Origin of the sequence: Pseudomonas sp. dw_612, assembly GCF_018449725.1 — a bacterium.
Classification (GTDB): Bacteria; Pseudomonadota; Gammaproteobacteria; order Pseudomonadales; family Pseudomonadaceae; genus Aquipseudomonas.
In genome coordinates this window covers 41580-65401 of record NZ_JAAVVC010000027.1, presented here as the reverse complement: position 1 = coordinate 65401, position 23822 = coordinate 41580, and the positions used below count along the sequence as shown (strand labels likewise).

The window sequence follows — 23822 nt, the reverse complement described above, 5'->3', positions numbered from 1 at the left end:
GGAGTACACATGAAAAACAACAATAAATCGCTGTCCGCCTCCATCGCACTGGCCGGTCTGACCATGGGCGTGACCCTGAGTCAGGCTGCCCACGCGGCCTTTCTGGAGGACAGTAAAGCCAGTGTTTCCGCACGCAATTTCTACTACGACAACGACAACCGCGAAGGCGGTGCCGACCAGCGCGAATGGGCGCAAGGTTTCAGGCTGGACTATTTGTCCGGCTTCACCGAGGGGGCTGTCGGTTTCGGCCTGGACGTTCAGGCGCTGGTCGGCATTCACCTGGATGGCGGTAAAGGACTTCATCCCGATAACAACAGCTTCACCCCCAGCGACAGCGACGGTTCGGCCGTGGATCAGTGGAGCCGCCTGGGCGCCACCGCCAAGGCGCGCTTCTCCAGGACCGAAGCACGTTACGGCAGCACCCTGGCGCCCAATCTGCCGATTCTGGTGGCCAACGATGCGCGTGTGTTGCCGCAAACGTTCGAGGGCGGCATGATCACCTCGAAGGAAATCGACAACTTCACCTTTATCGCCGGGCAACTTGAACATGCAACGGGCCGCGCATCGAGTAACCGCACCGGCCTGTCCGTGGCGGGCGGCACCGAGGACAGCAACCAGTTCCGCTTCGGCGGCGTCGACTGGAACGTCACCAAAGACCTGACGTTGCAGTACTACTATTCGAACCTCGAAGACTTCTACAAGCAGCACTTTCTCGGCCTGGTTCACGTGTTGCCCATCGGCGATGACCAGTCCTTCAAAACCGACCTGCGCTATTTCGACAGCCGCTCCGACGGCGCCAATGGCACCGCCGGCTACTTGTTCAATAACAATGGTGGTTACGCCAGAACGCCCGGCGAGGTCGACAACAAGACCTGGTCAGCGATGTTCACTTACACGCTGGGTGGCAACGCGCTGATGCTCGGCCATCAGCGGGTCTCCGACGACGGTGGTTTTGTCTGGGTGAACCAGGGCAACCTGGCGAATGAAGGGGCGGGCGGTGCCAGTTTTTATCTGTTCACCGACAGCGTGATCAACCAGTTCGCACGCGCGGGTGAGAACACCACGTTCGGTCAGTATTCCTATGACTTCGCGGCAATGGGCGTGCCGGGCCTGAAGGCTTCCGTCGCTTATCTGCATGGCGATGACATCAAGTCCGTGGCGGCCGGTGGCGCTGATCAGAAGGAATGGGAAACCGACATGCGGGTCGACTACGTCATCCAGACTGGCGCGCTTAAGGGCTTCGGCACGACAGTGCGTCATGGCACCTATCGCGGTGGCGGCACCAACATCCCCGACCAGGATCAGACCCGACTGATCTTCAACTACACCTACAACTTCATGTAGCCCTGTGGGAGCGGGCTTGCCCGCGAAGAGGCTGGTACATCCGACGCATCTTCATGGGCTGAAACACCGCTTTCGCGAGCAAGCCCGCTCCCACAGTTGATCCTGGATGAATCAGATAGTTGTGTAACACCACAAACCCCTTGTGGGAGCGGGCTTGCTCGCGAAGAGGTCATCACAGCCAACATGGATGTTGACTGACCCACCGCCATTGCGGGCAAGCCTCGCTCCTACCATTTGATTGTGGTGAATCAGGGCTTCCAGATCGCGACATCCTTGGCATCCACCGCTTTAGGCAACAACCCCTCGGCAAAAAACGCATCGGCAATTTTTTGCTGTTCGCCCAGTTGATCCGCCTTCACCGGTTGTACCTGGTAACTGCGATGGGCATTGGCCGCTTCGACGGTTTCCACATCCAGGTTGCCCCACAACGGCCCGAGCACTTGTGCGGCATCGCGCGGGTTGTGTTTGATCCAGTCACCGGCCTTGTGCAGTTGTTCGTAAACCAGCTTCAGCACTTCAGGGTGTTCCTTGGCGTAAGTGTTGCTGGTCAGGTAGTAGCGTTTGTAACTGGCCAGGCCGACACCGTCAGCCAGAGTGCGGGTCGGCAGTTGGCGTTGCACGCCGGTGAGGAAGGGTTCCCAGGTGACCCAGGCGTCGACCTTGTTGTTCTCGAAAGCCGCCCGGCCATCAGCAGGCGACAGGTAGGCCGGTTCGATGTCGGAAAACTTTAAGCCGGCCTTGTTCAGCGCCGCGATCAGCAAGTAGTGGGAACCCGCCGCTTTGGTCACCGCGACTTTCTTGCCTTTCAAATCCGCCAATTGCTGCAAGGGTGAATCCTTGCGCACGACAATGGCCTGGGCCGAAGGCGAGGGCGCTTCCTCGGCGAAGTAGGTCAGTTTGGCCTGCGCCGCTTGAGCGAAAATCGGCACGGTATCGGCTACGTCGGCGCTGATATCGACATTGCCCACGTTCAACGCCTCCAGCAGCGGCAGGCCACTGGAGAACTCATGCCAGGTCACGTCGATGTTGTTCTGCGCGAGGGCCTTTTCCAGGGTGCCCTGGGTTTTCAGCAGGGTGATCAGGGTCGATGATTTCTGGTAACCGATGCGCACCGTTTCCCTGGCCTGGGCCGGCAGCGTGAAGGACAGAGCCAGTGCAACCACCAGACCGGTAAGGACAGCATTCTTGAAGGGCTTTGACATGGCGAACTCGACAGTGGGCGACGGAGAAGGTAGCGATCTGTCATGAGCATAGAGTTCTAAGAATTATTCTTTAAATAATTTTTGGATCTTAGCTTAGTGGATTTGCATATGCGATTGAGGAATAAATAAATCGTTATTTATTCCTTTTGTTATCTGCGGAAGCAGTGCATTTTGAAGGCCTGCACCTCAGTGCGGTTTCGCCCCACATCAGACAGGAAGCCTCAACATGACCATCAAAGCGATTAACGTTCGTAATCAGTTCAAAGGTGTTATCAAAGAAATCCTGGAAGGCGAAGTGGTCTCGGAAATCGATGTGCAAACCGCCTCCGGCATCGTCACCTCGGTGATCACCACCCGTTCAGTGCGCGATCTGGAATTGAAAATCGGCAGCGAAGTGATTGCGTTCGTGAAGTCCACCGAAGTGTCGATTGCCAAGCTCTGATTTGGCATTGGCGCGAACATGCGCGTGTAGCAACTGCGGTCGTTTGTAGCAGCTGCCGAGGTACGAGGCTGCGTTCGGCTGCGAAGCAGTCGTAAAACCTGGGCTCGCGATTCTACTGAAACACCGCGTAGCCTGATTTCTGCGTTCGCTTGTAGCAGCTGCCGAGGTACGAGGCTGCGTTCGGCTGCGAAGCAGTCGTAAAATCTGAGCTCGCGATTCTACTGAAACACCGCGTAGCCTGAATTCTGCATTCGCTTGTAGCAGCTGCCGAGGTACGAGGCTGCGTTCGGCTGCGAAGCAGTCGTAAAACCTGGGCTCGCGATTCTACTGAAACACCGCGTAGCCTGATTTCTGCGTTCGCTTGTAGCAGCTGCCGAGGTACGAGGCTGCGTTCGGCTGCGAAGCAGTCGTAAAACCTGAGCTCGCGATTTTACTAAAACACCGCGTAGCCTGATTTCTGCGTTCGTTTGTAGCAGCTGCCGAGGTACGAGGCTGCGTTCGGCTGCGAAGCAGTCGTAAAACCTGGGCTCGCGATTCTACTGAAACACCGCGTAGCCTGAATTCACGACTGCTTCGCAGCCGAACGCAGCCTCGTACCTCGGCAGCTGCTACACGAGCGGTACGCAGCCTCGTGCCTCGGCAGCTGCTACACGAGCGGTATGCAGCCTCGTGCCTCGGCAGCTGCTACACGAGCGGTATGCAGCCTCGTGCCTCGGCAGCTGCTACACGAGCGGTACGCAGCCTCGTGCCTCGGCAGCTGCTACACGAGCGGTACGCAGCCTCGTGCCTCGGTAGTTGCTACACGAGCCGGACTCAGGTCGTGTGGTGGCTATCGGGAAATCAACCCACGCTCAATCGCGTAGTTGAGCAACGCCGCCGGCTTGTCGATGTTGAGTTTGCGGCGGATGCTCAGGCGATGGGTTTCGACGGTGCGCACACTGATGTCGAGTTCGCGGGCCATTTCCTTGTTGTTCATGCCCAACACCATTTTGCACAGCACCTCGCTCTCACGCGGGGTCAGTTCGTTGTCGGAGGGGCGGTCGGCAGCCAGTTTTCGGGCGATTTCCGCGCTGTAGAACGTGCCGCCACTGGCAATCGCTTCGATCGCGGCGATGATTTCCCGGGAAGGGGAATTCTTCAGCACATAGCCGCTGGCCCCGGAGCGCACCGACTCGCTCACGTACTCGTTGTTGTCGTACATGCTGAGGATCAGGATCTTGATCTCCGGGTGCTCACGACGCAGTTGCCGGGTCAGTTCCAGGCCGTTCATGTCCTTGAGGCCGATATCCACCAGCAGCAAGTCAGGTCGGGTTTCGCGGACCATTTCAATCGCGCTCGCGCCGCTGTCGGCTTCCCCGACGATGGCGAGAAAATCCACCACCGCCAGCAACGCGCGAATGCCGTCGCGCACCAGTGAATGATCGTCGACCAGGGCGACGCGAATCGGGAAGGGCAGGTTCATCAATGCAACTCTCTTATTGTTTTGTGAGGATGATCGGCTTCAAGCGGCCGTCATGCTCATCGGGATAAGGACGTTCAGCTCACTTCGGCCCGGTGTTGAATGCAGGTCGAGTCGGCCACCGAAATGTTCGACCCGTTCACGGATATTGCGCAGGCCGATGCCGGCGTTCAAGCGATCGACTCGATTGACGTTAAAGCCAATGCCGTTATCCACGACGACCAGGCGCAACGCCTCTTTGGACCCCTGCAACCTGATCGACACCGTACTGGCCTGGGCGTGCCGCTCAATGTTGGTCAGCCCTTCCTGGGCGATGCGGAACACGGCCACGGCGGCACCGTCCACCAGATCACAGTCGAACAGATCACTTTCATAGTTCACCTGCAAGCCGCTGCGCTGCTGGAACTCGGCGGCGAGCTGGCCGATGGCGGCAGGCAGTCCGAGGGTGTCGAGCAGCGACGAACGCAAGTCATGGGAAATGCTGCGCACCTCGCCGATGGCACTGCCCAGGCGTTCGGTGGCTTCGCGCAAGATATTCAAGCCATTATCGCGACCGGCCTCGATCAAATGGCTGGCCAGTTCGAATTGAAACTTGATCGACACCAGCAACTGGCTGATGCCGTCATGCAGTTCACGGGACACTCGCGAGCGCTCCTCCTCCTGCAAGCTGACAATGCGCTGGTTGAGGCGCTGGAGTTTTTTGTCAGCCAGACGATGTTCGCTGACGTTGAGGGTCATGCCGCTGACAAACACCAGCAGCACCGCAATCAGCGCCACGGCGGCAATCGCCAGCATGGTGCCGTGGATGCCCTGAGCGACTTCATCCCGGGCTTGCTGGGTGGCCTGTTCAACGTCTTCGAGGTAGATGCCGGTGCCGAGCATCCAGCCCCAGCGATCCAGCATCACCACGTAGGCGAGTTTGTCGGTGACCGCGCCAGTGGAGGGTTTTTTCCAGGCATAGCGTTGGAAACCGGCGCCGGATTCGGCGCTTTTCAGCAAGGCCTGAATCACCGGCAGACCGTGCGGGTCGGTCATGTCCCACAGGTATTTGCCCACCAGGTCCGATTGCCGCGCGTGCATCAGGCTGCGGCCCTGGCGGTCGTAGACGAAGAAGTAACCGTCGATGCCGAAACTGAGTTTGCGCAGCTCTTCGAGCACCCGCTGTTGCGCCACGGCGTCGCCGTGGCCATCGTCGTACAGCGGCTCGATCAGGCTCTTGGCCATTTCGACGTAGTTTTTCAGCTCCGCGCGTTTGCTGGCGAGGATGCTGTCCTCGATGAGCTGCGCTTGCTGCTCACCGAGCTGTCGATTCTGGAACATGACCAGGGCGCAGATAACCGCAATCGCCAGGATCAGCGGCAGAATGCCCAGGGCAACGATTTTGTGTTTGAGCTGCATGTTTTACTCCGGTCCAGACCGGGCGACGGTGCGGCAGGGCCGTTGGCGGGTGGCGTGGTGGGGGCATGATAGGCCAAAAACGACGCAATCTTGCGCGTGAAAAACGCGGTCGGACTAACGGGGGCGGGCGATCTGCGTAGTACTACGTAGAGGGGCCTTACGTAGTACTGCGGATTTCACTGATGGCGACATGCGCGGATATTAGGCACGCTCGCATAACGGGCACCATTATAAAAATTATCGCCGCGGCCTATCGGACTGCCGGCAGGAGACACGCAATGACCCGTCTGGTTAAACACCTCGCCTGGTTTGTCGTGGCTGTCATTGGAGCGATTGCGCTGAGTGTCGTGGCCTTGCGCCGCGGCGAAGCGATCAACGCCCTCTGGATCGTCGTCGCCGCCACCGCCATTTACCTTGTTGCCTACCGTTACTACAGCCTGTTCATCGCCACCAAGGTGATGCAGCTGGATCCCAATCGAGCCACCCCCGCTGTTCTCAACAACGATGGCCTGGACTACGTCCCGACCAACAAACACATCCTGTTCGGTCACCACTTCGCGGCCATTGCTGGCGCGGGGCCTTTGGTCGGTCCGGTACTGGCGGCGCAAATGGGCTATCTGCCCGGCACGCTGTGGCTGATCGCCGGTGTGGTATTTGCCGGTGCGGTGCAGGATTTCATGGTGCTGTTCCTTTCCACGCGGCGTAATGGTCGCTCCCTGGGCGACATGGTCCGTGAAGAAATGGGCCGCATCCCTGGCACCATCGCGCTGTTTGGCTGCTTCCTGATCATGATCATCATCCTCGCGGTGCTGGCGCTGATCGTGGTCAAGGCCCTGGCCGATAGCCCGTGGGGCATGTTCACGGTGATGGCGACCATCCCGATCGCGATGTTCATGGGCATCTACATGCGCTACATCCGTCCGGGTCGCATTGGCGAAATCTCGGTGATCGGCGTGGCGTTGCTGCTCGGTTCGATCTTCGTCGGCGGGCAGATTGCCGCTGATCCGGTCTGGGCCAAAATGTTCAGCTTCACCGGTGTGCAAATCACCTGGATGCTGATCGGCTACGGTTTTGTCGCGGCGGTGTTGCCGGTGTGGCTGATCCTGGCGCCGCGTGACTACCTGTCGACCTTCCTGAAAATCGGCACCATCCTGGCGTTGGCCGTCGGGATCCTGGTCACCATGCCTGAGCTGAAAATGCCAGCGCTGACCCAATTCATCGACGGCAGCGGGCCGGTGTGGAAGGGCGGGTTGTTCCCGTTCCTGTTTATCACCATTGCGTGTGGCGCGGTCTCGGGTTTCCATGCGCTGATCGCTTCCGGCACCACGCCGAAACTTCTCGCCAGCGAAGGCCATGCCCGTTACATCGGTTACGGCGGCATGTTGATGGAGTCCTTCGTCGCGATCATGGCGATGGTGGCTGCCTCGGTAATCGAACCGGGTGTGTACTTCGCCATGAACAGCCCGGCTGCGGTGGTTGGCGGTGACGTCATCCAGGTTGCGCAAACCGTCAGCAGTTGGGGTTTTGCGATCACGCCGGAAGCGTTGCAAGCGGTGGCCAAGGACATCGGTGAAACCACCGTGCTGGCTCGCGCCGGCGGCGCACCGACCCTGGCCGTCGGTATCGCGCAGATCCTGCACAGCGTGCTGCCGGGTGAAAACACCATGGCGTTCTGGTACCACTTTGCGATCCTGTTTGAAGCGCTGTTTATCCTGACCGCTGTCGATGCCGGTACGCGAGCCGGACGTTTCATGCTTCAGGACTTGCTCGGCTCCTTCGTCCCGGCGCTGAAACGCACCGAGTCCTGGACTGCCAACCTGATCGCCACCGCCGGTTGTGTGGCGATGTGGGGCTACTTGCTCTACCAAGGCGTGATCGATCCGCTCGGTGGCATCAACACCTTGTGGCCGCTGTTCGGCATCTCCAACCAGATGCTCGCCGGCATCGCGCTGATGCTCGCCACCGTTGTGCTGATCAAAATGAAACGCCAACGCTACATCTGGGTGACCTTGTTGCCGGCCGCGTGGTTGCTGATCTGCACCACTACCGCAGGCTTCATCAAGCTGTTCGACGCGAATCCGGCGATCGGCTTCCTGGCCCTGGCCAAGAAATACAGCGATGCCCTGGCCAACGGTCAGATCCTCGCGCCGGCCAAGGACATCAACCAGATGCAGCATGTGATCTACAACGCGTACACCAACGCAACGCTGACCGCGCTGTTCCTGTTCGTGGTGTTCAGCATCCTGTTCTATGCACTCAAGGTCGGGATTTCCGCCTGGGGTACAAAAGAACGCACAGATAAAGAATCGCCCTTCCAGGCTGTGCCGCAAGCGTGATCGAGGATTGCCACGATGTTCAATGACCTGAGTCGCCTCGGTAAATACCTCGGTCAGGCCGCGCGCCTGATGGTCGGCATGCCCGACTACGACAACTACGTCGAGCATATGCAGACCAAACATCCGGACAAGCCCGTGATGGACTACGAAATGTTCTTCCGGGAACGTCAGGAAGCGCGTTACGGGAGCAAGGCTGGGCCGAAGTGTTGTTGAGCGAGCTGTTGGCACTGAAGTAACGCATTACCCTGTGGGAGCGAGCCTGCTCGCGAAGGCAATCTGTCAGTCACATTGATGTTGGCTGACACTCCGCTTTCGCGAGCAGGCTCGCTCCCACATTCGATTGAGGTTGAGACGTATATTTGTGAACGACGCAAAACCCCTGTGGGAGCGGGCTTGCTCGCGAAAGCGGTCTGGCAGTCAGCAGCATTGTTGAATGTTAAGCCGTCATCGCGAGCAAGCTCGCTCCCACATTTGATTGGGGTTGAGCCTTGTATTTGTGAACGACGCAAAACCCCTGTGGGAGCGGGCTTGCTCGCGAAAGCGGTGGGTCAGTCGACATCTCTATCGACTGACTCGGTCCCTTCGCGAGCAAGCCCGCTCCCACATTTGATTTGTGGTGTTGGCTAGTGGCCCTGATTGCTTTTGATTAAATCGTAGGCCCTACGCACCAACGGATTCACCGTATTCGGCCGTATCCACAGGTGATACGTCACATCCGGCAATCGCGGCAATCCATCGTTTTCCCCCAATACCCGCATGTCCGGCCCGAGCATTTCCATGCTTCTGGGGGTCACGCCCAATCCTGCGCGCGTGGCGGCTTTAATGCCGATCAGGTTCGACGCCAGGTACGCCTGACGCCACGGGATGTTCGCGCGTTCGAGGGCTTCCAGCGCATAACGCCGATAGATGCTCGGTTCATCCACCAGGATCAGCGGCAACGGCTCGCCGGGGTTGTGGATGTACTGCGCCGAGCAAATCCACCACACCGGCGAGGTGCGCAAGGCGAAGCCTTCGAGGTTCGGGTCGGCGCGGGTGGAGATCACCATGTCGACCTTGCCCCGGTGCAGGTCATCCATCAGGAATGGACTGCGCCCGACGTCGATCTCCAGGCGCAAGCGTGGCGCTGAGCGCGCTATGTGGCTGAGCATCGGCGGCAGGATAGTGTCGGCGATGTCATGGGGCGAGCCGATGCGCAGCACGCCGCTCAGGCTGCTTTCACGCAAGGAATTCAGTGCGTCGTCATTCAAGGAAAGCATCTGCCGCGCATGCCGCAGCAATTGCTGGCCCGCTTCCGTGAGCTGTTTCTGCCGCCCGCGCTTCTCGAACAGGCTCACGCCCACCTGCTGCTCCAGGCGTTGCATATGTTGCGTGACGGAGGATTGCGTGCGGGCCAGTTGCGCGCCGGCTTCGGCAAAACTGTGGTGATCGACCACGGCGATGAAGGTGCGCAGTAATTCGAGATCGAGGGTCGACATGGCGGCTGCTTTTTATATCAAGGGTGCAAACCTAAACATTACATATTTTTATGTGTTTGTTGGCGGGTATTTTTCCGAAGGATCGCAGGCTCCAGTAAATACGGGGATATAAGCGTTTTGCTTAAAAAGGAAATACTGCGAGTTATAACGATATTAGATATTTGTATTTCCGTTACCTGGGCGCTGTACCCAGGATGCCCACTCATCAGGTCGGGGTACGCCGATCATCCATGAGGGGGGAAATCCATGTTGCTCGAGCGCTCACCCGTAAAACGATTATTGCCTGTGATGCTGGGCGCCTTGATCTCCTTGTCCGGCATCACTGCCGCCCAGGCCGATGCCACGCTGGACAAGATCCAGGAACGCCACGTGTTGGTGGTCGGCGTGCTGCTGTCCGGCGGCCCGTTTGGCGGGATCGATCCCGCTAGCCAGAAACCTCGCGGCTTGAACGTTGACCTAGCTAACGAGCTGGGCCGCCAACTCGGTGCCGAAGTGCAACTGGTGCCGGTCCTGCCGGCCAACCGCGTGCAGTTCCTGCAACAGGGCAAGGTCGATTTGCTGATCGCCAACATGGAATGGACCGCCGAGCGTGGCGAGATTCTCGGCTTTGTGCCGACGCCGTTCTACCGCGTCGGCGGCACCGCAGCGGTTCTGAAGGACAGCAAGATCACGCGCTGGGAAGACCTGAAGAACCAACCGGTCTGCACCTCTCAGGGCAGCAGCTACGTGAAGCCGCTGACCGAGTTGGGTGCCGAGATCAAGGCGTTCAAGAGTTCGTCGGAATCCTTGCTGGCCCTGCGCGGCAACAACTGCGTCGCGGCCGTGCACGACGCCACGCTGATCAATCCGTTGATCGCAGACACCGCCGAATGGCAGGGCTACCGCGCCATCGCTCCGGAACTCAACCCGGCGCCGTCGGTGATCTGGACCCGTCGTGGCGAGAGCGACACCCAGGCCAAACTCGACCCGATCATCAAGGAGCTGCACCGCAGCGGCTGGCTGATCGAGGCCCAGACTCGCAACCACATCACCCCGGCGTCCCCGGCGTTGGTCGAGTTGCAGAAGCAGTTCCAGGCTAATGGCGCCTGAGTCCCGGCCCTTCGTTTTCAACCGATCAACGCTCAAGGTAGCCGTGCATGAAGCCACTTTTTTCCGCTAAAACCCTGACCACCCTGTGCCTGGCCGGGTGCGCCGCGCTGGCCGCCAGCCTGGCCCAGGCCGACGCCACCCTCGACAAAATCCAACAACGCCACGCGATCAGCGTCGGGGTGATTCTCAGCGGTCCGCCGTTCGGCACCATCGACCCGAAGACCGGCGAACACTTGGGCTACAACGTCGAACTGGCCAAGGGCATCGGCAAGGCGCTCGGCGTCGAGACCAACACCGTTTCGGTACTGGCGCCGAACCGCGTGCAGTTCCTGCAACAGGGCAAGGTCGACATCCTGATCGCCAACATGCAGTACACCGACGAGCGCGCCGAGATTCTTGATTATGTGCCGACGCCTTACGAAGAAGTCGGCGGTGCCGCACTGATTCGCAAAGGCGCGGGCATCACCCAGTGGGCCGACCTGAAAGGCAAACCGGTGTGCGTGTCCCAGGGCAGCAACTTCATCAAGCCATTGCAGGAAACCTACGGCGCCGAGATCAAGGCGTTTCGCAGTCAGTCCGAGTCGCTGTTGTCCCTGCGCGGCAATGGTTGCGTGGCGGCGGTGCATGTCAGCCCGACCATGCATGCGTTGTTGAGCGATGCGGAGTGGGCCGGTTACGAGATTCCGTTGCCGGGGGATTTGATCCCGTCGAACTCGGTGATCTGGATTCGCAAAGGTGAACACGACACCCAGGCCAAACTCGACGCCATCGTCCGCGACTGGCACCGCAGCGGCTGGTTGATCGCATTGGGCGAGCGCACCGGCATGGCGCCATCCCAGGCCTTGCGCGATTTGCATGAACAGTACCGCAACGCCGCACCGCTGGCGGTCCAGCCATGAGCCAAGGGTTGTTCGCGACATTGCAGCAACTGCTCGGCGCCAGCCATGTGCAAAGCAGTGAAGAGGCGGCGCCGTACCTGACGGACAAGCAGGGGCGTTACGTCGGGCAAGTGATCGCCGCCGTGCATCCGGCCAACACTGAGGAAGTCGCGGCGGTGGTCCGCGCTTGCGTGGCCCATGACACACCGATCGTGGTGCAGGGCGGCAACACCGGTTTGATGGGCGGCGCGACCCCGGACGCCAGTGGCCGCGCCGTGTTGCTGTTGCTCGATCGCCTGAACCGCGTACGCAACGTGGATACCGATAACGACACCCTGACCGTCGAGGCCGGCTGCATCCTGCAAACCGTGCAGGACGTGGCGCGTAACGCCGGACGCCTGTTTCCCCTGAGCCTCGGCGCCGAAGGCAGTTGCACGATTGGCGGCAACCTCGGCACCAATGCTGGCGGCACCGCAGTGCTGCGTTACGGCAATACTCGCGAACTGACGTTGGGCCTGGAAGTGGTCACCGCCCAGGGCGAAATCTGGAATGGCTTGCGCGGTTTGCGCAAGGACAACACCGGCTACGACCTTCGCGACTTATTCATTGGCAGCGAAGGCACCCTCGGCATTATCACTGCCGCGACCTTGAAACTGTTCCCGTTGCCCAAGGCCCAGGCCACGGCGCTGCTGGCCTTCGATTCTTTGGCGCAGGCCGTGCAATTCCTGTCCCATGCCCGCGCCGGTTTCGGCGCCAGCCTGACCGCGTTCGAATTGCTCAGCGCCGATTGCCTGGCGTTGTTGCGCGAACAATTTCCCCAAGGCCCGCAGCCGTTTCTCGGTGCGCAGCAGCCGTGGTTTGCGCTGCTGGAACTCTCCGACAACCACAGCGAAAGCCACGCCCGCGAAGCGTTTGAAACGGTGCTGGGCGAAGCCTTTGAACAGGAGCTGTTGGCCAACGCGCTGATCGCCGAAAGCCTGGCCCAGAGCGAAGGCCTGTGGCTGCTGCGGGAAAACATGAGCGAGGCGCAGAAGCGTGCCGGGCGCAACATGAAGCACGACATCTCGGTGCCGATTTCCCAGGTCGTGGCGTTTGTCGCGCACACCGATGCGTTGCTGCAACAACACTTTCCCGGCGTGCGGCATTTTACCTTCGGCCATTTGGGCGACGGCAACCTGCACTACAACGTCGCGCATCCGCTGGATTCGACGGTCGAGGCGCACATGGCGAACTACGCGGCGCTCAGCGAGCTAGTGCACGACAGCGCTCACGCCCACGGCGGTTCGATCAGCGCCGAACACGGCATCGGCCAGCGTAAGGTCGGTTTGCTGGATCGCTACAAAAGCGCGGTGGAACTGGACCTGATGCGGCGGATCAAGCACGCGCTGGACCCGAAAAACCTGCTCAATCCGGGCAAAGTCGTGGAGGTGCTCAAGCCATGAGTGTTCGCCTGTCCAAACGCGTGCAGCGCGTATCGTTGTCAGCCAACGCGGCGGCCAAATCCCAGGCCACGGCGTTGCGCGAGACCGGTCGCGACATCCTCGACCTGACCACCGGCGAGCCGGATTTCGATACGCCAGAACACATCAAACAAGCGGCCTACGCGGCGATTGCCGCCGGGGCCACCAAGTACACGCCGACGCCTGGCGTCAAAGCGTTAAGACTGGCCGTACAACGCAAACTCCAACGGGAAAACCGGCTCGAATACCCACTGGAATCCATCGTGATTGCCAACGGTGCGAAACAGATCATCTTCAACGCCTTCGCCGCGACCCTCGACGATGGCGATGAAGTGTTGGTGCCGACGCCGTATTGGCCATCGTTCCCGGACAGCGTGCGCTTCAATGGCGGCGAACCGGTGTTTATCGAGTGCGGGTTGGCCCAGGGCTGCAAACTGACGCCGCAGCAACTGGAACAGCACATCGGCGAACGCACCCACTGGCTGATTCTCAACGGCCCCGGCAACCCGAGTGGCGCGGTGTACAGCGCTGCCGAGTTGCAGGCATTGGCCGAAGTGCTGCGACGCCATCCGCAGGTGCTGATCCTGCTGGATGAGCTTTACGAACATATTCGCTTTGACGGGCAACCACCGCAGAGTCTGCTAAACGTCGCGCCGGATCTGCAACCGCGTTGCCTGTTGGTGGGCGGTGTATCCAAGACCTACGCCATGACCGGTTGGCGCATCGGTTTCGGTGCCGGGCCGCAGGTGCTGACCAACGCTATGGCGGTCGTGCAATCGCAATCGACTTCGGGCGCGTCCTCGGTCGGGCAAGCCGCTGCGTTGGCCGCTTTCGACGGTGGACTGGATTTCTTGCCCTCGCAGGTTGCAGCGTATCAACAACGTCGGGATCTGCTAGTCGCCGCGTTAAGCGAAGTGGACGGTCTGGAAGTGCTCGAACCCCAGGGCGGTTTCTTCGTGTTTGTCCGCTGCGAAGGCGTGTTGGGACGTTATCGCCCGGACGGCGTGCGCGTCGACAGTGACGCCGATGTCGTGGCGTATTTGCTGGAGGAGGGCGTCGCTGGCGTGGCGGGCAGCGCGTATGGCCTGTCGCCGTGGTTTCGCCTGTCCATTGCCACCGCGACTGAAAGTGTCGCCGAAGCCGGGCGCCGCATCGCCCATGCCTGCGGGCAGTTGCGGGGCAACCCATGAGTCATCTGTTGGAGCTGTTCGTCCACTGGACCGCCGGGTTCGGCCTCAATTACACCTTTCTGTTGGACGCCTATCAACGCGGCACGTTGGAACAAGGCGCGCTGACCACCGCGCTGCTGTGCCTGTTTACCATCGTCGGTAGCCTGCTGGCGGGTGTCGGGTTGGCGGCGATGTTGACCTCGGGCAAACCGTGGCTGGCCAAACCGGCGCGTGTCTTCATTGAAGTCACCCGCAACACGCCGACGCTGGTGCAGTTGTATTGCGCGTTCCTCGTCTTGAACATGTTGCTGACCCAAGCCGTCGGTGCGGCGAACCCGCTGACGCCGTTCGCCTGGGTGGTGATTGTGATCTCGCTGCACAAAGGTGCGTTCCACGCCGAAGCCTTGCGCGCCGGGATCGAGGCGGTGCCGACGGTGACCCTGGAAGCCGCCAGCTCCCTGGCGTTCAGCAGTCGCCAGTTGCTGTGGAACGTGCAATTGCCCCTGGCCCTGCGTTTTGCCTTGCCGTCGCTGATCAACAACCTGATCGACCTAGTGAAGATGACCGCCGTGGCTTCGGCCATCGCAGTCGGGGATATCACGTACGCGGCGATCATGATCTGGACCCAAAGCGATAACGTGCTGGAGCTGATGATCCTGATCCTGAGCTTTTTCGGCCTGCTGAGTTTTATCGTCAATTGTGTGGGGCGCCTGCTCGAAGCGCGCCTGAGGATGCCCGGCTATGGCCATTGAATCGTCCGTCAGCGCACCGCTGGCCTGGCCACGGCGGCATGTCGGCAAGTTGCTGATTTTGGCTGGCGCGGTGCTGTTTCTGCTGTATTTCGCGCCGCAAAGCCCGGTGTTCAAGGCGTTGCTGCAATGGTCGCCGGCCCTGGCCGTGGGTTTTGGCCAGAACATTCTGATCAGCCTGGTGGCGATCGGTTTGGGCTCGGTGCTGGGACTGTTGGTGGGGGCGTTGGCGGTGTCGCCGCTGCGCCTGTTGCGCTTGCCGGCGCAGATCTGGGTGCAGATTTTCCGCAATGCGCCGTGGCTGGTGCTGATCTATTTCACCACCTACGTGTTTCCGTTCGAGATCAAGCTCGGCAGCACCTATGTCTCGTTCCCGGACTGGGTGAAAGTCACCATCGGCCTGGCCTTGCCGGCGAGTGCCAACGTCGCGGAAATCTTCCGCGGCGCCATCGCCTCGATCCCCAGCACCCAGTGGGAAGCCGCGCGTTCCCTGGCGTTTACCCGTGGGCAGATTTTCCGTTCGATCATCCTGCCGCAGTGCTTCAAACGCATGTTGCCGCCGTGGATGAACCTCTACGCGGTGATCACCATGGGCACCGCACTCGCGTCTTTGGTGGGCGTGCATGACGTGATCGACACCGCGCAGATTGCCAGCAACACCGTGAACATGACCGGTTTCACCGTGGTGATTTACCTGAGTCTGCTGGTGCTGTTCTTTGCCTATTGCTACCCGATTTCCCGACTGACCCAACGCCTGGAGCGACGTTATGCCTTCTATTGAAACCGTCGCCGAGCCCCTGGTCAGCCTGCGCGACCTGCACCTGTCGTTCGGCGCCAACCCGGTGCTCAAGGGCATCGACCTCGATGTGCATCGCGGCCAGGCGGTGTCGATCATCGGCCCGTCCGGCTCCGGCAAATCGACCATCCTGCGCTGCATCACCGGCCTGTTGCAGCCCCAGCGCGGCAGCATCCGCGTCGGCGCCACCGAAGTTCACACATTGGCCAAAGAAGCCCAGCGCATCGAGCTGCGCAAACGCGTGGGGTTTGTGTTTCAGCAGTACAACCTGTTCCCGCATTTGTCGGTGTTGGAAAACCTGGTGATCGCCCCGCGCAAAGTCTTGGGCCGCAGCCGCGCCGAAGCCGAAAAAGAGGCCCGGGCGCTGTTGGCCAAAGTGCGCATGGAACACAAGGCCGATGCCTATCCGGGGCAGTTGTCTGGTGGTCAGCAGCAGCGGGTGGCGATTGCCCGCGCCCTGGCGATGCGCCCGGAACTGATTCTGTTCGATGAAGTGACGTCGGCCCTCGACCCGGAAACGGTCGGCGAGGTGCTGACGGTGATTCGCGAGCTGACCGAAGAGGGCATGACCTGCGTGCTGGTGACCCACGAAATGCGTTTCGCCGAGGAAATCAGCGACATCGTCTACTTCACCGAAAACGGCGTGATCGTCGAACACGGCAGCGCCGCGCAAATCTTCCAGCACCCGAGCAGCGAGCGCACCCAGGAATTCCTGCGCCATGCCTTGGGTGATCCGGGCCGTCGCCCGGCGAATGCCAATGATCCGTACCTGTTGACCAACCTGAGCCGCTATAGCCTGTCCGTGTAATACCGAGGAGCTAATTCATGAGTACCGATAACCGTGCCGTCGTCATCGAGGATTTCCTCAAGAAAATCCGTGTGATCAATCAACGGGGCGTCGACCGTGCCGCGCTGGTGGAGATTGTTGCCCTGCTCGAAACCCTGGCCGAGCGCCGGGACTTGTTCAACTTCGACGCCTTCCCCGCGCCGGTGCCGGGGCAGGGTAGCACCGCGTTCCGCTACCGCCTTAACGACGATGGCGACACGCCGACGCTGTACCTGAACTCGCTGTTGCCGGGCAAAAGCACAATCGCGCACAACCACGAAACCTGGGCGATCATCAGCGCCGTCGAAGGCCAGGAAATCAACTACGTCTACGGGCGCAGTGATGAAGGTCGCGAGCCGGGGGTCACCACTTTGCACCTGGAAAAAGAAGTGATTGTGCAACCCGGTACGTCGATCTCGTTCCTCGGCGAAGACCTGCATGGGATTCGGGTCGAGGGCGAACAGGCGACCCTGCACTTCCATCTGTACGGCTTGCCGCTGGAGTCCCTCAACGGGCGCTACGGCGTCGAAGCCGACGGGCGGATTCTCAATTACAACGCCTCGCAAATGGCGCCGTCGATCAAGGCCTACGCATGATCGACTTGTACTATTGGCCGACCGGCAACGGGCTGAAGATCGGCATCCTGCTGGAAGAACTCGGGCTTGAGCATCGCCTGTTGCCGATCAACATCCGCACCGGCGAGCAGAAGCAGGCGGCGTTCCAGCGCATCAGTGCCAATGGGCGGATTCCGGCGATTGTCGACCACGCGCCTGAGGGATCGGACGCGCCGTTGAGCCTGTTCGAGTCGGGCGCGATCCTCAACTACCTGGCCGACAAGGCCGGGCGTTTTCTGCCGCCGGCGGGGACGGCCGAGCGGCAAAAGGTTCAGGAATGGCTGTTCTGGCAGGTCGGGCATGTCACGCCGTACCTGAGCCAGTTGCAACTGTTCAAGGAGAAGGCACCGGAACCGATCACGTTCGCCCTCGACCTGTTCAATGCCGAGGCGACGCGGTTGTATCGAGTGTTGGAAACACGCCTGGCCGAAGTGCCGTATGTGGCGGGCGAGTACTCCATCGCCGACATGGCGATCTTCCCGTGGATTCAGCCGCTGCGACAGGGCCAGGATTTGGCGGACTACCCGCACATTCACGCCTGGCGCGAACGCCTCAAGGCTCGGCCGGCGATCCAGCGCGCCTACGCCAAGGGCCGCGACATCGCCGCCAACGAGCGCTCCCTCGCGCTTCAATAACTTCTATTTTCAAGCGGGACTTCCATGAGCCAGACCGTAACTCCAGGGCAACTGCAGCAGTGGCTGTTCGACGGGCAGGAAATCGCCCTGTTCGACGTGCGTGAGCATGGCCAATATGGCGAAGCCCATCTGTTTTTCGGCGTGAACCTGCCCTATAGCCGATTGGAGCTGGAGGCCCGGCGTTTGGCGCCGAATCCTCAGGTACGGCTGGTGATTTACGACCAGGACGGCGGCGATGTGGCGGCGCGTGCCGCCCAGCGTTTGCGGGCGCTGGGCTATGCTCGTGTGCATGTCCTCGACGGCGGCGCCGATGGCTGGCAAGCCGCCGGTTTCCAGTTGTTTGCCGGCGTGCATGTGCCGTCCAAAGCGTTTGGCGAGTTGGTGGAAGAGGCGAGTCATACCCCGCACATTACCGCCACGCAGTTGGCCGAATGGCAGGCCCGGGGCGAGCCGTTGGTGGTGCTCGACGGCCGGCCGTTCGATGAATACCGCAAGATGACCATTCCCGGTTCCGTGTGCTGCCCGAATGGCGAACTGGGCTATCGCGTCCACGATCTGGTGCCGGACGAGAGCACGCCGATCGTGGTCAATTGCGCCGGTCGCACCCGAAGCATTATCGGTGCGCAGACGTTGATCAATCTGGGGCTGAAGAACCCGGTCTACGCCCTGGAGAACGGCACTCAGGGTTGGTATCTGGAAGATTTTCAGCTGGAACATGGCAGCACGCGGCGTTATGCCGATGAGGTGTCATCCAGCGCGTTGCCCGGTCAACGCTTGGCCGCCGCGCAGTTGGCGGAGAAGGCTGGGGTAAAAACTGTTGCCGCCGCGCAGGTTGAACAGTGGGCCAAGGAGAGCGGACGCAGTCTGTTTCTGTGTGATGTGCGCACCGTCGAAGAGTTTACCGCCGGTAGTTTGCCGGGGGCACAACACACGCCCGGCGGGCAGTTGATCCAATCCACTGATTTGTACATGGGTGTGCGCAAGGCGCGGCTGGTGCTGATCGACAGCGATGGCGTGCGTGCACCGATTGTTGCCAGTTGGCTGCGGCAGTTGGGGCATGAGGCGTATGTGCTTGAGGGGGGCGCGAGCAGTTCTCTGGCATTGCCGGCGCTCGAAGTTGCCGTGCCGCCAGCGCTGCCATCCATCACGGCCCAGGCGTTGGCCGACGCGTTGAAGGACGATGCCGTCGCACTGATCGATCTGCGCCCGAGCATGGTGTATCGCAAAGGTCATATTGCCGGGGCACGTTGGTCGATCCGCTCGTTGCTGGCGGCCGAGGTGGCCGGTGAGCAACGACCGTTGGTGTTGCTGGCCGATGATCCACGGTTGGCGGCGTTCGCGGCGCTGGAGTTGCCTGAGCCTCAGCGCCGGCAAACCCGGTTCGCTGGAGATGTGGCGGGTCTTGAGTGGCAAGTGGACGCCCACACACCACCCGACGAGCAGTGCATCGATTTCCTGTTTTTTACCCACGACCGCCACTCCGGCAACAAGGATGCAGCGCGTCAGTACCTGGCCTGGGAAATCGGTTTGCTGGCGCAGATGAGCCAGGAGGAAATCGCCAGCCTCAAGCCGCTGAAAGCGTCCAAGGGTGACCGGGTTCGCACCCAACTGGTCCATTGCGCGCGTACAGAAAAAGGCAACGGCGGCCGCGGGGTCAACGTCCCGGTCACCCGCTTGAGCACGGTGCTGTTCGACAACCTCGCCCAGATGCGCGACGCCCGTTCCCGCCGTGACCACGAGCGCGTTTTGAGCTACGGCGCGCGCGGCAATCCGACGGCGTTCGCTCTGGAAGACCTGGTCACCGAACTCGAGGGCGGCTATCGCACCCGTTTGTTCGGCACCGGCCTGGCCGCCGTGGCGCAGACGTTCCTCGCCTATCTGCGCCCCGGCGATCATGTGCTGATCACCGACGCCGTGTATTCGCCCGTGCGGCGTCTGGCCCGGGAGTTTCTCCAGCCGTTTGGTATTGAGGTCAGCTACTTCGCCCCCGACGGCAACGATCTGCCCGGGAAGCTGCAAGCCAACACCAAAATGGTCTACACCGAAGTGCCCGGTTCGTTGCTGTACGAACTCGCCGACCTGCCGGCCATCGCCGCCCTGTGCAAGCCGCGCGGCATTCTGCTGGCCGTGGACAACACCTGGGGCTCGGGCTACCTGTACCGGCCGCTGACCCTCGGCGCGGACATCTCGATCATGGCGTTGACCAAATACCTGTGCGGTCACAGCGATGTGGTCATGGGCAGCGTCTGCACCCGTGAAGACGTCTGGCAACCGTTGGCGACGATGAGCGACACCTTCGGCAACGCTGTCAGCCCCGACGACGCGTACCTGGTGCTGCGCGGCGCCCGGACCCTGGCGCCACGCCTGGACGTCCACGAACGCCAGGCCCTGGAAATCGCCCACTGGCTACAGGCGCAACCCCAGGTGAAGCGGGTGTTCCATCCCGCGTTGCCCGATCACTCCGGTCATGCCCTGTGGCAACGCGACTTCAAGGGCAGCAACGGTTTGCTCTCGTTCGAATTGCGCGACGCTGACGAAGGGTATGCCGAGCGCTTCATCAATGCGCTGCAATTGTTTGGGCTGGGCGCGTCCTGGGGCGGTTATGAAAGCCTGGTCACCGTCGCCGAGCTCAAGGAACGCGATAGCGCCGAGGATCGTGCACTGAATCCGGTACTGCGATTGCACATCGGGTTGGAGGATGTCGAGGCGTTGATCGAGGACCTGGAGCGGGGATTCGCTGCGGCTGCGGTGTGACACCTCCCTGGCAGCGAATCGGTAATGAGCGGCAGCTACCAGAGTTTGTCGCCTTTGGCCGGGTCGGCGTTGCGTCGATCCGGGCCGACGGGGTTGCCGGAATCCAGCAGCCGTCGCTCTACCAGTACATTCTGCAGGGCCTGGCGGGCCGCAGGATCCAGCTGATGCTCGCGCTCCTTGAGTTCAAGCAGGATCGGGCTGGACCAGGCGCGATAAGTTTGCTCGGCAATACAAACGGGTGTCATCTATCTCTCCTTGATTAAGCGCCCGCAATGCAGTGGGGGCTGTTCGATGAGGTAGAAACACTAGTTGAGGAAACGGGTTGTTGCCAGCCGTGGAGGACTGGCGGTCGCCTTGTCCCGGCGTTACATCATGTTCGCCAGAGCCGCCTGGTTGCGGCCCTGAGCCTTGGCACAATAAAGGGCCAGGTCGGCTTGCTTGAGCAACTGTTCGGCGGTCCAGCCGTCTGCGGGAGAGATGACCGCCACGCCAATACTCACCGTGACGAAGCCGAACGGGGACAGTGCGTGCGGCAGTGCCATTTGTTCCAGCGCATCGCACAGCGTCTGTGCATGCGCAAACGATTTTTCGGTGTGGAGTGTGGTGGTGATGAGGGCAAATTCCTCGCCGCCGTAGCGCGCCACTTGATCGCCCGCTCGCAGGGCATGGGCTTCCAGGGTTTTGGCGACGCGGCGCAGGCAATCATCACCGGCCTGGTGCCCGTAGTGGTCGTTGTACTTCTTGAAGTAATCCACATCGATCAGCATCAATGACAACAGCGTTCCCGCGCGCAAGGCGCGACGCCATTCGCTGAGCAGCACTTCATCGAATTGGCGTCGGTTGGCCACACCGGTCAGGCCATCGGTGGTGCTCAGCACCTTCAATTGGCGGTTGGCTTCTTCGAGCGCGGCCGTGCGGTCCTGTACCTGCAATTCCAGCTGCTCGTGCGCACCCTGGATTCGCTCCGCCATGTGGGCGAAGTCGCGGGCCAACTCACCAATTTCGTCGGGGGATTCGGTGGGCAAAACATCATGGCCCCAGCGCTCTTTGGACAAGCCCAGCAACCGTGTGGCCTGCATCAGCCGGGACAGCGGAATGGCCACTTGCTTTTGCAGAATCGAGCGCAGGATAAAGATTTCCACCAACAGGGTGAGCAACCCGAGGGCGATCACGATGGCCAGGTTGCTCAAAATCATCGGAATCATCATCGACCGGGGGTAGTGGACGGCGAGTACCCAGGGCGTACCGGGAATGATGCCGACCGCGACGATAGCCTTTTGTGTCTGCACCACGGTCGCTTTACCGGGCGTCAGCCCCTGGATGGCGCTTATCAGAGGGTACGCAGGGTCAATCTTGAGCGAGCGGATGGACGCCTTACCCTCACTGTTTTTGATCTGCTCCATGTAATTGGGGTGATAGACCAGCGTGCCGTCGCTGTCGGCGGTGAAGATGATGCTGAACGTGCCCTGCACGAAGGGTTTGGCGGTGCGTTTCATCAGGTCATCGAGCAGCACATCGACACAGGCCAGGATGTGGTGCTTGCCGGACGCATCGGCCACGTCGGGCGTGGCAATGGTGGTCATCCAGGCGTTGTTGGACATGTCCCAGTAGACGTGGGTAAACACGGTGCTGTTTCCAGGCGTACCGAAGCCGCGTTCATAAAACTCATAGTTTTCGAGTTTCAGCGCATCCGGGCCCGAGTAAGTAAACACTTGCGCGATGTCGGAGGCCTGGTAGATGGGAAAACCTTTTTCCGGTACCACGCCGTAGAAGTTGAACAGCCGACCCTTGGTGCTGGAACCGTATTTATGGGACAGGATGTAAGACAGGGCAAACCGCGCCTTGATGTCGTCATCGGGAGGAATATCCGGTGCATAGGTGGCTGACATCCCGGTGAAGCGGCGACCGTCAGCCAGTGGTTTGCCTTCGAACAGCATCGGGCGCTGGGTGTAGGAGCCATCGTCGTGGCGGTAGAAAATCTGGTTGAAGTCGCGCACCAGCGTGGCCTCGATGCCCGGCCTGGCATGGATATTCTTGTAGTCATTGAGAAAATTCTGCTGCAGATCCTTGATTTCCCGGAACGGCAGGGACTCCAGTTGCAAGGTTTGTTCGGTGGACAGCAGCAACTGCCGGGTGATGCCCTCTTCGATCGAAGACTGATTGACGAAGTAGGACACCGTGCCCGCAGACAGCGACACCAGACCGATGCGCAGCATGGCCAAGCGTAGAGCCCGTCCGGCGAGCGACAGCTCATGAAATCTGAAAACAAGCCCGTTGAGCCGCATTATTGATGTCCTCTCGTCACTTGATAATCCTTTGGCTCACGGCGTAGCGAACGATTTCGGCATTGCTGGAAAAGCCCAGCTTCTCCATCAATCGAGTCTTGTGAGTACTCACGGTTTTGCTACTGATGGTCAGCTTCCGGGCTATTTGCGTCACGCTGGCGCCAAGGGCAAACAGGTGCAGGATCTGGGACTCGCGGGCGGTGAGCGGGTCGTGATGGAACTGCTGTTTCAGCTCATTGGCTTCGAAGGCTATGCATTCGGCTATGTGCGGATCGATGATGCGCTCGCCGCAGGCAACCCGGCGCACCGCACCCAGCAGCGTCTCGAGTGAGCACACCTTGCACAGGTAACCGGTGGCTCCGGCCTTGAGCGCGCGTATGGCGACCTGCGGGTCGTTGTGCATGCTGAGCACCAGCGTTTTCTGTCGCGGATGCTTGGTGTGAATGAGCGTCAGCAAGGGCTCGCCGCAGAGCCCTGGCATGTTCATATCGAGCAGCAGCAAGTCGATATCGCCCTGTTTCAAACGCTGCAGCGCCAGCTCGCCGTTTTCGGCCTCTGCGACGACCTTCAAGTCGCTGGTCAGGGCGAACAGTTGTTTCAACCCTTCGCGCATGATGGGGTGGTCGTCGACGATCAACAGGCGGATTTTTTTTGGCATAGGTTATGGATGCTTTGGTAGAGCGGACCGGGAGGTCGATAAGGGAGTACAGATGACCAGACAAACGTTTGAAGCTGTAGCGATGGTGGCACGCTGCCAGCAGCCGGCCTATCGGGAACGGCTGATTTTTCGGTAGGGGCTTTCTGCCGCTGCGTAGGTGGCGGGGCCGCAGGGGCGAAGTTGTTTATGTAGGGGCAAAAAAAAGGTTCTTCACGAGTAATCGTGAAGAACCCAAGAATCGCCATCCCCGCCA

At 60.6% G+C, this 23822-nt stretch carries 21 protein-coding genes; 14 read left to right on the top strand and 7 right to left on the bottom strand.

The window, feature by feature from the left end:
- Positions 1-9: 9 nt before the first annotated feature.
- Positions 10-1344, top strand: a complete 1335-nt coding sequence (locus HB680_RS29300; RefSeq protein ID WP_213941801.1) for an OprD family porin — start codon at positions 10-12, stop codon at positions 1342-1344.
- Positions 1345-1592: 248 nt separating this feature from the next.
- Here the strand turns inward: HB680_RS29300 and HB680_RS29295 are convergent, their stop codons facing one another.
- Complete coding sequence (locus tag HB680_RS29295; RefSeq protein ID WP_213941800.1) at positions 1593-2546, bottom strand: aliphatic sulfonate ABC transporter substrate-binding protein; 954 nt, start codon at positions 2544-2546, stop codon at positions 1593-1595.
- A gap of 226 nt (positions 2547-2772) precedes the next feature.
- Here HB680_RS29295 and HB680_RS29290 point away from each other — a divergent pair, with 226 nt between their 5' ends.
- A complete protein-coding gene (locus HB680_RS29290; RefSeq protein WP_034150404.1) occupies positions 2773-2988 on the top strand; it encodes a TOBE domain-containing protein in 216 nt (71 codons plus the stop codon).
- A gap of 829 nt (positions 2989-3817) precedes the next feature.
- Here the strand turns inward: HB680_RS29290 and HB680_RS29285 are convergent.
- Positions 3818-4450, bottom strand: coding sequence for a response regulator transcription factor (locus HB680_RS29285; RefSeq protein WP_213941799.1), 633 nt, complete (start codon positions 4448-4450; stop codon positions 3818-3820).
- A gap of 39 nt (positions 4451-4489) precedes the next feature.
- Positions 4490-5845 carry a cache domain-containing protein gene (locus HB680_RS29280; RefSeq protein WP_213941798.1) on the bottom strand — a complete coding sequence of 452 codons (1356 nt, stop codon included), beginning with the start codon at positions 5843-5845 and terminating at the stop codon, positions 4490-4492.
- Between the two features lie 278 nt (positions 5846-6123).
- Between HB680_RS29280 and HB680_RS29275 the strand changes: the two genes are divergently transcribed.
- Both HB680_RS29275 and HB680_RS29270 read left to right on the top strand, forming a co-directional pair.
- Entirely contained in the window at positions 6124-8181 is a 2058-nt protein-coding gene (locus HB680_RS29275) for a carbon starvation CstA family protein (protein ID WP_213941797.1), read from the top strand.
- A 15-nt stretch (positions 8182-8196) separates the two neighbouring features.
- A complete protein-coding gene (locus HB680_RS29270) occupies positions 8197-8394 on the top strand; it encodes a YbdD/YjiX family protein (protein ID WP_054050768.1) in 198 nt (65 codons plus the stop codon).
- 410 nt (positions 8395-8804) lie between these two features.
- Here HB680_RS29270 and HB680_RS29265 read toward each other — a convergent pair whose 3' ends face one another.
- Positions 8805-9656, bottom strand: coding sequence for a LysR substrate-binding domain-containing protein (locus tag HB680_RS29265; RefSeq protein WP_213941796.1), 852 nt, complete (start codon positions 9654-9656; stop codon positions 8805-8807).
- Between the two features lie 246 nt (positions 9657-9902).
- Here HB680_RS29265 and HB680_RS29260 point away from each other — a divergent pair, with 246 nt between their 5' ends.
- The 10 genes from HB680_RS29260 to metC are packed head-to-tail and all read left to right on the top strand — an operon-like array spanning position 9903 to position 20626.
- Entirely contained in the window at positions 9903-10745 is an 843-nt protein-coding gene (locus HB680_RS29260; RefSeq protein ID WP_213941795.1) for a transporter substrate-binding domain-containing protein, read from the top strand.
- Between the two features lie 47 nt (positions 10746-10792).
- The gene (locus tag HB680_RS29255) at positions 10793-11644 is read left to right on the top strand and encodes a transporter substrate-binding domain-containing protein (protein ID WP_213941794.1); all 852 of its coding nucleotides are present in this window, start codon (positions 10793-10795) and stop codon (positions 11642-11644) included.
- Positions 11641-13065 (top strand): FAD-binding oxidoreductase, encoded by a 1425-nt coding sequence (locus HB680_RS29250; protein WP_213941793.1) that lies wholly within the window; start codon positions 11641-11643, stop codon positions 13063-13065. Before HB680_RS29255 ends, HB680_RS29250 begins: the two co-directional genes overlap by 4 nt.
- Positions 13062-14273: an aminotransferase class I/II-fold pyridoxal phosphate-dependent enzyme gene (locus HB680_RS29245; protein WP_213941792.1), complete on the top strand. Its 1212-nt coding sequence runs from the start codon at positions 13062-13064 to the stop codon at positions 14271-14273. The genes HB680_RS29250 and HB680_RS29245 overlap by 4 nt, the downstream gene beginning before the upstream one ends.
- On the top strand, positions 14270-15004 hold the full coding sequence (locus HB680_RS29240) for an amino acid ABC transporter permease (protein WP_213941791.1): 735 nt from the start codon (positions 14270-14272) through the stop codon (positions 15002-15004). Before HB680_RS29245 ends, HB680_RS29240 begins: the two co-directional genes overlap by 4 nt.
- A complete protein-coding gene (locus HB680_RS29235) occupies positions 14994-15782 on the top strand; it encodes an amino acid ABC transporter permease (RefSeq protein ID WP_213941790.1) in 789 nt (262 codons plus the stop codon). Before HB680_RS29240 ends, HB680_RS29235 begins: the two co-directional genes overlap by 11 nt.
- Positions 15769-16605, top strand: a complete 837-nt coding sequence (locus HB680_RS29230) for an amino acid ABC transporter ATP-binding protein (RefSeq protein WP_213941789.1) — start codon at positions 15769-15771, stop codon at positions 16603-16605. The genes HB680_RS29235 and HB680_RS29230 overlap by 14 nt, the downstream gene beginning before the upstream one ends.
- A 17-nt stretch (positions 16606-16622) precedes the next feature.
- Complete coding sequence (locus tag HB680_RS29225; protein WP_213941788.1) at positions 16623-17219, top strand: cysteine dioxygenase; 597 nt, start codon at positions 16623-16625, stop codon at positions 17217-17219.
- Positions 17216-17872: a glutathione S-transferase C-terminal domain-containing protein gene (locus HB680_RS29220; protein ID WP_213941787.1), complete on the top strand. Its 657-nt coding sequence runs from the start codon at positions 17216-17218 to the stop codon at positions 17870-17872. The genes HB680_RS29225 and HB680_RS29220 overlap by 4 nt, the downstream gene beginning before the upstream one ends.
- Before the next feature lie 24 nt (positions 17873-17896).
- Positions 17897-20626, top strand: a complete 2730-nt coding sequence (metC, locus tag HB680_RS29215; RefSeq protein ID WP_213941786.1) for a cystathionine beta-lyase — start codon at positions 17897-17899, stop codon at positions 20624-20626.
- A gap of 35 nt (positions 20627-20661) precedes the next feature.
- On the opposite strand, the gene HB680_RS29210 is transcribed toward metC, so the two are convergent.
- The 3 genes from HB680_RS29210 to HB680_RS29200 form a co-directional block, all read right to left on the bottom strand.
- The gene (locus HB680_RS29210) at positions 20662-20871 is read right to left on the bottom strand and encodes a hypothetical protein (RefSeq protein ID WP_213941785.1); all 210 of its coding nucleotides are present in this window, start codon (positions 20869-20871) and stop codon (positions 20662-20664) included.
- A 120-nt stretch (positions 20872-20991) separates the two neighbouring features.
- Positions 20992-22842, bottom strand: coding sequence for a diguanylate cyclase (locus tag HB680_RS29205; RefSeq protein WP_256735644.1), 1851 nt, complete (start codon positions 22840-22842; stop codon positions 20992-20994).
- Positions 22843-22927: 85 nt separating this feature from the next.
- On the bottom strand, positions 22928-23548 hold the full coding sequence (locus HB680_RS29200; RefSeq protein ID WP_346657423.1) for a response regulator transcription factor: 621 nt from the start codon (positions 23546-23548) through the stop codon (positions 22928-22930).
- Positions 23549-23822 lie beyond the last annotated feature (274 nt).